Annotated in this window: 11 protein-coding genes; 2 read left to right on the forward strand and 9 right to left on the reverse strand. The window is 49.3% G+C overall.

The window, feature by feature from the left end; translation table 11 throughout:
- Both WG8_RS24150 and WG8_RS24155 read right to left on the reverse strand, forming a co-directional pair.
- Positions 1–1,264 (reverse strand): glycerol-3-phosphate dehydrogenase/oxidase (locus WG8_RS24150; RefSeq protein ID WP_007432910.1); only part of this gene is annotated, 1,264 nt, incomplete at its 3' end.
- A 287-nt stretch (positions 1,265–1,551) separates the two neighbouring features.
- Positions 1,552–2,109 carry a glycerol-3-phosphate responsive antiterminator gene (locus WG8_RS24155; protein WP_007432911.1) on the reverse strand — a complete coding sequence of 186 codons (558 nt, stop codon included), beginning with the start codon at positions 2,107–2,109 and terminating at the stop codon, positions 1,552–1,554.
- Positions 2,110–2,378: 269 nt separating this feature from the next.
- On the opposite strand from WG8_RS24155, the gene WG8_RS27260 reads away from it, so the two are divergent.
- Entirely contained in the window at positions 2,379–2,525 is a 147-nt protein-coding gene (locus WG8_RS27260; protein WP_157136363.1) for a hypothetical protein, read from the forward strand.
- A gap of 260 nt (positions 2,526–2,785) precedes the next feature.
- Here WG8_RS27260 and WG8_RS24160 read toward each other — a convergent pair whose 3' ends face one another.
- From WG8_RS24160 to WG8_RS24170, 4 genes are all read right to left on the reverse strand, one after another.
- Complete coding sequence (locus WG8_RS24160) at positions 2,786–4,090, reverse strand: glycosyltransferase family 2 protein (RefSeq protein ID WP_007432912.1); 1,305 nt, start codon at positions 4,088–4,090, stop codon at positions 2,786–2,788.
- Positions 4,083–4,226, reverse strand: coding sequence for a hypothetical protein (locus tag WG8_RS27530; RefSeq protein WP_007432913.1), 144 nt, complete (start codon positions 4,224–4,226; stop codon positions 4,083–4,085). Before WG8_RS27530 ends, WG8_RS24160 begins: the two co-directional genes overlap by 8 nt.
- Before the next feature lie 47 nt (positions 4,227–4,273).
- The gene (locus WG8_RS24165; protein ID WP_007432914.1) at positions 4,274–5,149 is read right to left on the reverse strand and encodes a GGDEF domain-containing protein; all 876 of its coding nucleotides are present in this window, start codon (positions 5,147–5,149) and stop codon (positions 4,274–4,276) included.
- Between the two features lie 97 nt (positions 5,150–5,246).
- Positions 5,247–6,338: a glycosyl hydrolase gene (locus tag WG8_RS24170; protein ID WP_157136364.1), complete on the reverse strand. Its 1,092-nt coding sequence runs from the start codon at positions 6,336–6,338 to the stop codon at positions 5,247–5,249.
- Between the two features lie 606 nt (positions 6,339–6,944).
- Here WG8_RS24170 and WG8_RS24175 point away from each other — a divergent pair.
- On the forward strand, positions 6,945–7,580 hold the full coding sequence (locus tag WG8_RS24175; RefSeq protein WP_007432916.1) for an NAD(P)-dependent oxidoreductase: 636 nt from the start codon (positions 6,945–6,947) through the stop codon (positions 7,578–7,580).
- A 161-nt stretch (positions 7,581–7,741) separates the two neighbouring features.
- Here the strand turns inward: WG8_RS24175 and WG8_RS24180 are convergent, their stop codons facing one another.
- The 3 genes from WG8_RS24180 to WG8_RS24190 form a co-directional block, all read right to left on the reverse strand.
- On the reverse strand, positions 7,742–8,932 hold the full coding sequence (locus WG8_RS24180; RefSeq protein ID WP_007432917.1) for a cation:proton antiporter: 1,191 nt from the start codon (positions 8,930–8,932) through the stop codon (positions 7,742–7,744).
- A 310-nt stretch (positions 8,933–9,242) separates the two neighbouring features.
- Positions 9,243–9,833, reverse strand: a complete 591-nt coding sequence (locus WG8_RS24185) for a GNAT family N-acetyltransferase (RefSeq protein WP_007432918.1) — start codon at positions 9,831–9,833, stop codon at positions 9,243–9,245.
- Between the two features lie 52 nt (positions 9,834–9,885).
- On the reverse strand, positions 9,886–10,924 hold a 1,039-nt coding region (locus WG8_RS24190), incomplete at its 5' end, for an MFS transporter (protein WP_007432919.1).

Here is a 10,924-nt window from a genome sequence, read left to right on the forward strand (position 1 = left end):
CCGAGCCGCCTACACTGCCGCCCGAAATCGGGATATGTCGGGTGCGGCACGCCCGGAAGCTCTGCCCATGCAAGCGCCCCAGCTCGCGTACTGCACGATCCACGACGAGCTCGGACATTTTCCGGTAGCCTGTCAGCTTGCCGCCCGCAATCGTGATCAAGCCTGAACGGGATTCCCAAATTTCATCCTTGCGTGAAATTTCCGAAGGGCTTTTACCGTCTTCATAAATAAGCGGCCGTACCCCAGCCCAACTGGATTCCACATCCTGAACGCCCAGCTTCATATCCGGGAACATCCCGTTGATCGCTTGAAGCACATACGCCCGATCTTCGGCAGTCATTCGGGGATGAGCTGTATCCCCCTCATACACCGTGTCGGTCGTACCCGCATAGGTTTTGCCATCGCGCGGGATCGCAAATACCATGCGTCCATCCGGTGTATCGAAATACACAGCCTGTTTGAGCGGAAAGCGCTTGGCATCAAATACCAGATGGACGCCTTTCGTCAGGCGAAGCATCTTGCCCTCTTTGGAGCGATCCATTTCCCGCAGCGTATCCACCCATGGTCCGGCCGCGTTGATGACCAGCGAAGCCCGAATTTCGTATGGCTTTCCCGTGACCCGATCCGTTACCCTTGCGCCGCTAATTCGTCCGTCATCATACAGCAGGCTGTCAGCCTTGGCATAGTTCACCGCTAGCGCCCCTCGCGCAACAGCTTCCTTCATAACCTCAATCGTCAGGCGAGCATCATCTGTACGATACTCTACATAGCTGCCGCTGCCCTTCAATCCTTCCCGCTTCAGCAAAGGCTCACGCTCCAGCGTAGCCTGAATGTCCAGCATTCGGCGGCGCTCACTGCGTTTCACTCCAGCAAGAAAGTCATATACCAGCAGACCAATCGAGGTGGTGAACGCATTAAACGTCCCCCCCTTGTGAAAAGGAAGCAGCATACGCTCCGGTATGGTCACATGCGGACCATTTTCGAATACGATTGCCCGCTCCTTCCCGACCTCGGCTACCATCTTAACCTCAAACTGCTTCAAATAACGAAGACCGCCATGCACCAGCTTGGTAGAGCGACTGGACGTGCCTGCTGCGAAATCCTGCATTTCCACCAGCGCCGTCTTCAAGCCGCGATCTGCGGCATCCAGTGCAATTCCGGCTCCTGTAATGCCGCCGCCAATAATTAATATATCAAAATGCTCGCGCCCCATACGTTCCAAAACAGTCGTTCTCTCCTGCGCAGCAAATCCCTGTTCTCCCATCCTCTATCCCTCCAGCTTTGTATATATTCACGATCAATCTGCCAACCCAGTCATCAAAAGATACAAAAAAAGACCACGAACATCGCTGCGGCGTACGCCGAGCGGTTCATGGTCTCTCCAAATCTCCTGACGAGTATTAACTTATCCATATCGTAGCACACACTGTGCACGATGAAAAGGGAAATCTAACTACCTGCGAGAACTCCCGCCTGTGCTTGTATACCACTAATCCCTGCCGATCAAACAAAATGGCACGTGAGCTGGTTGATGGTGCCCATTTGATACAATTATTGCTTATAATGCTCGAACAGCTGTTTATTGGATGTCGTCACTGCTGTAGCTCCTGCAGCGAGAGCCGCTTCCACATCCTCCGGGGTACGAATCAGTCCACCCGCCAATATGGGAATACCCGTACGTTCACTGACCTCTTTAATCATGGGTGGAACAATGCCTGGCAGCACTTCAATGTAATCGGGCCGTGTTTTTTCTAGCAGCGCGTAGCTTTTTTCCAGCGCAATCGTATCCAGCAGGAACACCCGCTGAACCGCAAGAATTCCCTTCTTTTTAGCAGTGGCAATCACTCCGGACCGGGTCGAGATAATCCCAAATGGCTTAATCTCCTGACACAAATATTCCGCGGCATATTCATCATTCTTCAAGCCTTGCACCAGATCGGCATGCAAAAGCATCTGCTTGTTGCGGCTCCTGGCTAGCTGGTACAGGCTGCGCAGCTGCGCTACATGCGTATCCAGAAAAACCGCATACTCATAGGAGCTCTCCAAAATGCCCTCCAGCTGCTTCATGTGCTTGGCAGCAGGCAAAATGTGTTGTCCCTGAAATGGCATGGATATCCCCCTTAGATCCCTAGGCTAAAATATCGGTCAAATCTTTCAAATTTTATATTATCACTCTGTGTAACGAACGTGAAGCGGTTTCATAGCCTAGCGTTTTTTTCATAATGCCCATCAACTAATTAGATGGGTTTCGGAACTCAATGGGGATTGAGATTTAACGAACCTTAGGTGTTACTTCCATTCCTGTTCCTGCTGTTAAGGAGGAACCTGAGTATAAAGAATGCAAAGTCCAAATTTCCTACGCTCTGAGGAGTTACTACATGGTCCCAGTAGTTGTTGTACCAGCATCTTGGGTCGCAGTAGTGGATGTATTTGCAGAATCAGTTATATCTGAATTTACAAAGATCGTACTCGGCACGGCAATAGCCCCCAATAAACTAATAGATAAGGCTGATGTAAAAAAATAAATTTTTCTTTTTTATCGCATTACCTGGTTGGCATATGTATAAAACCCGACATTTTGTGCACATGTCCGGCCTCTCAATCCTCAAATTCCACCGTGTTCGGCCTTCAGCGCCGATTAAGCCTACCGTGGAACAACGTAAAAAAGCAGAGAATTGGCCATTCAGCCGATCTCCACTTTTCTCCCGCTTACTCCGTTTTTCGCCCCTGAGTATTTCTAGAAAATGCTCCTTATTCGGCCTGGATCAGCCACTGACTGGCTGCTTTATCCCCCAAACCGCTGCGTTTTGTACCACTTGGTTTTTCTCCCCGTCACCTTGTCGACGATCATCGAATAGAAAGCGCGCAGGGAAATCAGCAGGAACAATTGGGCATAAGTGAAATAAGATATACAGGACAAAATAAAGTTTTGCATCGTGCTTTGTCCAATATCGGTCGCCAGCGCCAGATTGATTTGCAGCACGAAAAGGTAATACATTAAGCCCCAGGCAATCATGAGGTAGACATACAAATTATCTACAAACTGAAAAGGCATCGCCACATCTGGTTTGAACAACGCGATCACCCCGTAGATCAGATTGACGACGAAAATGATGTCCGATACGATAATGGCCAGCATAAACCAGAAGTAACTCGCCACGTAGTACAGCACATGCAGCTTTATGCGCCAGCTTGATCGGTTGAACAAATGATGGATGTTGTCGATCACGACGGAAAAATTGCCTTTGGCCCACCGCTCCCGCTGTTTCAAATAAACGCTGAGCTGCTCCGGCTCCTGCTGATAAGCTTCCGCCTGGGGCGCTAGCGCAATGAGTTGTCCTCTCGTCAGAATCTCGAACGAAATGGCCGTATCCTCTGTAATCGCCTGCGTATCCCATCCGCCGATCTCGCGGATCAAATCCGTTTTTACAATGAAGTTCGTCCCCGGAATCGTCCCCAACTTGAACAGCTCCCACAATCCGGTATGATAAATCCGCTGGGACGTAACCAGTTCAAGATTGATGCATTTGGAGAGGAAATTTTGCCCACGGTTTCTTGCCTTGTTCCGTCCAAAAACGGCCCCGTAAGCATCCGGCTCTTCCATAGCCTTTTCGATCAAAAAGTATAAAGCGTTCCGCTCGGGCGCCGCGTCGGCGTCAAAAATGCAAATCCACTCGTGTTTGGCATACTCCAGCGCATCATTAAGCGCTCCGGATTTACCACCTGTTCCTGTCCGTTCAAAAATCATAAAATCCCGGTCCCGAAATGCCTCCTTGTTTTTCAGCTCCTTTAATCTCCCAGCGGTACCGTCACTGCAGTTATCGGCAACAACGATGAGCTGCACTTTGTCCTTCGGGTAATTCAGTCGCAAAATATTTGCCGCAGTTGCTGCAATGACCAATTCTTCATTATGCGCGGGGACCATGACAGTAACGCTGGGAAAATACTCCATTTCCTCTGGATCGGGAATGTTCCAATCCTTGCTGCTTTGCTTGAAAATAAACCGAACCGCGCCCCACATAATTAGAATCGACTGGAATACGGCCACCCAAATGCTTATAATCGATAACACTAACAGTAAATCAGCCACTGACTTTCCTCCGGTCATATTTTCGATTCACACGTACCCGGAAGACCAGCGTTGCAATAAACAGCCCCAAAACCGCAAGGCCAAAAATGACGCTAACTATCTTGCATAACGGAATAAACCAGGCGATATAAGCCATCTCCTTCTCCTCCTACTGTAAATCATTCTCAATGAATTGCGATGAGTTCAAATGTATTCTCCGATCAAATCCGTCTCTGTATTGCGTTCAAGCGCGGAAATGACCGCCTCTGCATTTTCATATTTGCTGAACTGTTCCTTCGTAAAAACCAGTGCCCCGGCACGGATCACCAACTTCAACTCCCGGCCTGTCCGGTCCTGGAAGGAAGTGTCCATCAGCGCGTTCTTGATCCGATCCGTCAGCGCCTTTAAATACTCATGGTTTGTCATGGGAAGCAAAACGATAAACCTTCCCTGATCAAGGCCAAACTTGTAATCCTCGTAGCGGATTTGCTTCTGAATTCCTTCCGATAAGGAAACGAGCAACCGGGCATACCCTTGCGAACCGAGAGATTCCTGCACCATTGGCAAAAATTCAATTTTAAACATAGCCAGACAGAAGTTGTACGTATCTGAATAACGGTTGGCAAGGTTAGACTGTTTGACCAACGTTTCCGCAAAAGCTTCCTTATTCCCGAGCGAGGTATTCAAGTCCACTTCGGGATTCCTGCGCTGCAGCTCCTCAAGCCGCTCCATAAGCCGCTTATTACGGATCAGCCCGGCTTTGATAAACGCGGCTGCGGTCATATTGGCCGGGGGTAGCCACAGCCAGGAAAACGACAACACGTTCACCTCAGCGTAAGACGTAAACCAAACCAAATACGCAACCATATAAACAAAAATACATACGGCCGAGACCCCGGTCGGAACCAGAAAGCCTAGTAGCAGAGCCGCAAGGCATCCTGTACTGAAAACCAGCTCGAATATAGTAAAAGACTGGTCTCTAAAGACGTTCACATAAACCAGCAGTACCTGGAGGATCGCGAAACCGATCAGCAGGATGTATCCCCAGACCATGCGCTGGATTAATCTTTTATTTCTCATGCCCACCTCTAAATGATTTATGACTTAAACAAATTAGGATGTCCGACACGCTGCCCGAGCTGCCCGACGCCTCCTCGCGGTCAAAGCGGGAAGCTTTTCACTCGTTTTCAAGGGCATACTCCCCTAGTAGAGGGAGCAGGTTATCGAAAATATGGGTATTGGCTTCAAACACATACCCTCCGGGATAACGGACATCATGTCCCTTGAGGGTTAGCATATGTTCGTACAGTTGTTCTGCCAAGGGCCTGTCCCCTTGTTGAAGAGCAAACATGATGGCGAGACCGTAAACCGAAGGGGACTCATACTCCACCGCTGCCGTCCGGTCGGTACGCATATACTGTCCGAACAATTTCCCCGTTTGGTCAAACTCCTGCTTCAGAAATTGATACAGATGCGCTTGATCCCTATCCGTTTCTCCGGCATGAATAGCTACAAGTAGTTGGTCAATTAAATTTACAGTTGCTTCATACTCATACTCCCCGGTGACCACGTTAAAGGACTTGGGGTAAAATACACCATCGTCCGGCATTTCCTGCAGCAGGGCATGATATCGCCAATACGTTCCCTCGTCCAGTACGCCTTCTTGCATGAGCCCTTTTAGCGTCGACAAATCCACATAGGCGAGGGCCAGCGTATCAGGAGCTTCCTGTTTGGAGAAATCGTAGAAATCCACTAGATATCCGTTTTTTTGCGAGCGGCTTAACAACGTTTCCGTTAAATCTATAGCCCTCGCCCTCCATTCGGGATGGTCCTTCCACTTCCGGGCCCCTTCCAGCAAAGCTCCAATAATCCGCAAGTCGTCGCCAAGCGCGTTCGTGCTAACTTCCGCCCTCCCTTCGGGGCTTAATTTCCATGCAATGTAGTCTTGATCCGTCACGAAGTAGCGGTTTAACGTTTCATAGCTCTTTTCAAGGGCGACCTGATCATCACTTGCTAACGCCGCCTGCATCCAAAGCCCGAGTGACTCGGAGAGCGCCTCTCGCCCTGCTGCCAACTCAGGACTGACCGATTTTGCCTCCTGCAAGTAGGTAGCCAGTGTGCCGTTAGGGTTGGTCAAATTCTTAGCAATAAAGAGTTTGGTCGATTCTCCCCCATCGCTATGGGATAAGCATCCCCCGATCCCAAGAGCTGCGCTTAACAGTAACCCAAGCCAAGCCCACAAGACTTTACGTCTGCTCCGCCATACCAAACTGTTGACCTCCATTCTGCTGAACCTCTGTATCGTGGTGTTAAGCGATCTTCTTTAGAGGCCGGTATATCGAAGCAAACCTAATTTCTTTTCTTTCTTCGACTCAGTCGTTATTAACTCTAACTACTAAACCATTTATACTATTAATTCGGCGTTCATAGCCCGAAAGTTTATATGGAAATTTTTAACTTCTATAGACTCTAGCCCGTATTGGCAAGTGATCCAAGGATACCACAACCGCTTCTTAATAGAATACCTGGAGGAAATTCACAACATATAAAGAAAAATATTCTTCTACTTACCTGGTTGGAGAGCACACTATACATATTTATTTTCCACAGATTCTTGAACCCGGCCCAAAGTAAAACTGCCTTGTATAACTATTCAGCATATGAAAATCACCCTTTTATATCACAGTGGATGCGGCCCGATAAACAAGTTTCGCTCTTTCCAATCGAAGGACTTTAGTTGGCTCAGCAGAAGCGCTTGACTTTCATTTTATATTGTAACTATAATAGTTACATATCCAAGTTCGTGAATGAACAGGATGCACTTACGATTAAACGAATGAACCATCCACATTATATTTATAGGAGGCTTTCTATTATGAAAATTGCAGTTATTGGTGCAGGCGGTAAAGCAGGAAGAAATATTATAAAAGAAGCATTGGACCGAGGACATGAAGTAACCGCGATCGTTCGCGATCCGGCTAAAGTAACAGAAAATCGTGCCACTGTGGTTCAAAAAGACGTTTTTGATCTGAAAACAGATGATCTGAAAGGTTATGACGTCGTCGTTAACGCTTTTGGCGCCCCAATGGGACAAGAGCATCTGCATGTAGACGCAGGTAACGTACTGATTGAAGCGCTGCGTAATGTGTCCGGTACACGCCTGATTGTCGTAGGTGGTGCAGGCAGCTTGTTTACTGACGAATCCCACACACTTTTGGTCAAAGATACGCCTAATTTCCCGGATTTCGTATATCCAACAGCAAATAATCAGGGAAAAAACCTGGAAATTCTACGCGGCACCAGCGACCTGAACTGGACTTTCATTAGCCCTTCCGCTGAATTTGCTCTTGGCAGACGCACAGGCTCTTATCAAGTAGGCAAAGACACGCTGTTGGTTAATTCCAAAGGTGCAAGCTATGTCAGCTATGAAGATTATGCGGTAGCTGTTGTCGACGAAATTGAAAAGCCTCAACATCTGAACCAACGTTTCACGGTGGTATCCGAGTCCTAATTTCCTCATCTTAGCAGTGCATTTAACATAAAAAAGGCCCTTCCGCTCACTTTCTCATGCTGCATAGGAAGTCCGTTCTACTCCAAAAATCGGACTATCCATGCACGCAATGAGAAGCTGAACCCGAAGGGTCTTTTCGTTATGACTTGTCGATGTTTTCGTTATGATTTGTCAATGCTGACCTTCTTTTTTGGTTCATGAGCGGAGGACTCCTTCTTATCACTAAAACATAGCTTAAGGATCGGAGGCGCAGCCAAAGTCGTCAAAATGACGGCAATGATCACCGATGTAAAATATTGCTGTACCAACAGACCCGTTTGCAGACCAGTAGCTGCAATAATAAGCGCGACTTCACCACGCGATATCATCCCGGAGCCGATCGCAAGCGAAGAACGGTTATCAAAGCCCGTCAGCCGCGCCCCGATGCCTCCCCCGATTAGCTTCGTCACTAGCGCAATCAGTGTCAAAGCAACCACAAATCCGAGCTGCTGCCCCACTCCCTCAAAGGAAACATTTAATCCAATACTGACAAAAAACACAGGAACAAAAATGGAATAAGCGATGGGCTCCACCTTTTCCTCTACGACGTGCTTATAGTCGGTTTGTGCGATGGCAATCCCGGCAGCGAAGGCTCCGATAATCCCTGCCATTCCCAGCATATCAGCAAAATACGCAAACCCGAAGCAAATAATCAACGCAGCCGTGATGACTGCTTCAGTCACCTTTAGTGGGGCAAGTATTTTCATCGTCCACGGGACAACCAGCCATCCCCCCAGCACAGCTCCGGCGAAGAAAATCAGCTTTTTACCGACAAGAAGCCCTAGCGATATCTCCTGCCCGCCCATACCGAACACACTCATCATCACTGCAAGCAACACCACGACGAGCACATCATCCAGCACAGCCGCCCCCAAAATGGTCGAGCCTTCCCGGGTATTCAGCTTGTTCATATCCTTAAGCACCTGCACCGTAATGCTAACAGAAGTAGCGCTCAGGACAATCCCGAGGAACCACCCTTCATTCACTGAAAATCCAAAGGCTTCCCCTACACCAAAACCACAGACCAGCGGTAAAATAATACCTCCGACCGCCACCGCTACTGCCGGCTTCCAGTTCCGCCTGAGCTGATCCAGATCCGTCTCCAGTCCGGCAATGAACATCAGCAGCAGCACGCCGATCTCAGACATATCATGAATTAGCGTATCATTCTGAACCCAGCCCAAGACGGCAGGACCCAGCACGATCCCCGCGATCAGCTTCCCCAGCACCGCTGGCTGACCGAGCCTGACTGACAGATGACCCGCGACTTTTGTGAACAATAGAATCAGCAGAAGATATAGTATAAATTGCATAGATGTCAGCCTCCTTTTGTTTTAGCCTTTGGACTCATTGCATATAACCAGAATTTAAAGATTTCTCATACTCATAAAATGCAGAATTAGCGTACAAAATATGTGTCTGACCTGGCACATGACCACTCTGACAAAATAAAAGGGGAAACCTGAAGTACAGCACAGGTTCCCCTCCAAAAGACAAAGAGGAGCCTTGGTGACAGGCTCCTCCGGTAATCATGTTCATTTAATATTGTCGGTCATATTCGCGCAATGAGTAATTTTATTTATCTATTATACCTCTTCTGCAAACCCGTGTAAATGTGGTTTATCAGCTCTCTGCTTTTTTCACATATCGGTCGCGGTATTCATGGTTCAGCATGCTCATCAAAATCGAATCGTGGTATTCATGATTGTAAAATAAAGCATCCCTCTGTACCCCTTCACGCTGAAAGCCCACCTTTTCATAACAACGAATGGCCCGTTCATTGTAATCAAATACATTCAGCTCAATCCGGTGCAGATTGCAAATACCGAATCCGTAATCCAGCATCAGAACAAGCGCTTCGCTGCCGTAGCCTTTCCCTTGATCCCCCTGCTCAGTAATGGCGATACGGATGCCAGCGCTGCGATTCATGGTGTCCATATCCTGCAGGGCGATATCCCCGATGATACGATCATCCTCGCAAAGCGCGATCAGAAGCAGCAGGCTTGAGGTATCCTGGCCCTTAGCCTCGATATAACGCGCAATTTGATCCTTGGTAAAGCTGCGCTGCGTGCCTGTCAGCCTCCGCACATCCTGTTGGAACAACGTATTATAGTACAGCTCCGTGTCCTCCACATGAATGGGACGCAGATACACCTGTGATCCTTCAAGCAATCGTGCTACAGGCGCGGCGGTTGTTGAAGTTCGTTGACTCATCATGATTCCTCCTATGCTAAAAATCCAGAATTACAAAATTTAAAACAAACGACTATGCAAGGTCAACATGTTGTTCCGTCGTAAGGCTGGAATCAGCGACGGGCTCGTGCCAAATCACGGATTGAAGCAGTAATCCCGCCAAACCCAGGAGGCCAACAGTCATCCCGATCCAGACAAAGGCAGTCCCTGGCCCGGCTATTCGGATTAATAATCCCCCAGCCAGGGGCGAAACGATCATAATCGCACCAATGACGGTACTTTGGATACCAAAGACCCGTCCCACCATATCAGCCGGGGTTTTGGCTTGTAAAATGTAGTTCTGGGTGATGATATACAGGCCGTTGCCCACGCCCAGCATAGCCCCAATCATAAGCAGTACGGGCAAGCCTGTCCCTGGTTGCGCCCAGCCCAAAGCAGCAATAGCTCCGCCAATCAGCACATAGCCTCCACCCAGCCCCCAGCCCACGCTTATACGATTCAAGCGATTAAGCACCAGCATGCAGCCGACGGCGCCAGCCCCTATGGCTGAAACCAGCCAGCCGAGCAGCGATTCGTTCCCCGGAGCGAGCACGCGCAGCAGCGTAGGGAATTGGTAGTCAATCATGAGAATGGCAATCAAGCCGAAAAGCCCGAATATGAGCGTATGCAAAAGCATTCGAGTACGCCAGAGGAACGCCCAGCCCTCACGCCATTGGCTGAGGAAACGGGGTGCGTGAGCAGGCTTCTCCTGCATCTTGGCATCATCATCCTCAGTCGCTGTACGCGGCGATTCCGGCTTTCCTGGCAGCTCGTCAGCAACCGCTTGCTGCTCTGTGCTGGCCAGTGCCGGACCGATTCCGCGCAGCGGCCACAGCAGCAGGCCGGAGCAGAGGCGCAGCAATGCATTCAAAATAATGCATGCCTGGGGGGACAGCACAGTCAAGGTCATGGCGCCCAGCAATGGTCCCGCCACTTTGGAGGCCTGATTGACCAGCCCGTTCAGCGAGGTCGCCCGAAACAGGTCGCCGCTGGCGACTACCGTGCGGGTCAAGCCTTGCTGTGACGGCATTTGGAATACGCCAGCCGCCGCGCGCAAGCCCAGCAACGGCAGG

The organism is Paenibacillus sp. Aloe-11, from assembly GCF_000245715.1.
Classification (GTDB): Bacteria; Bacillota; Bacilli; order Paenibacillales; family Paenibacillaceae; genus Paenibacillus; species Paenibacillus kribbensis.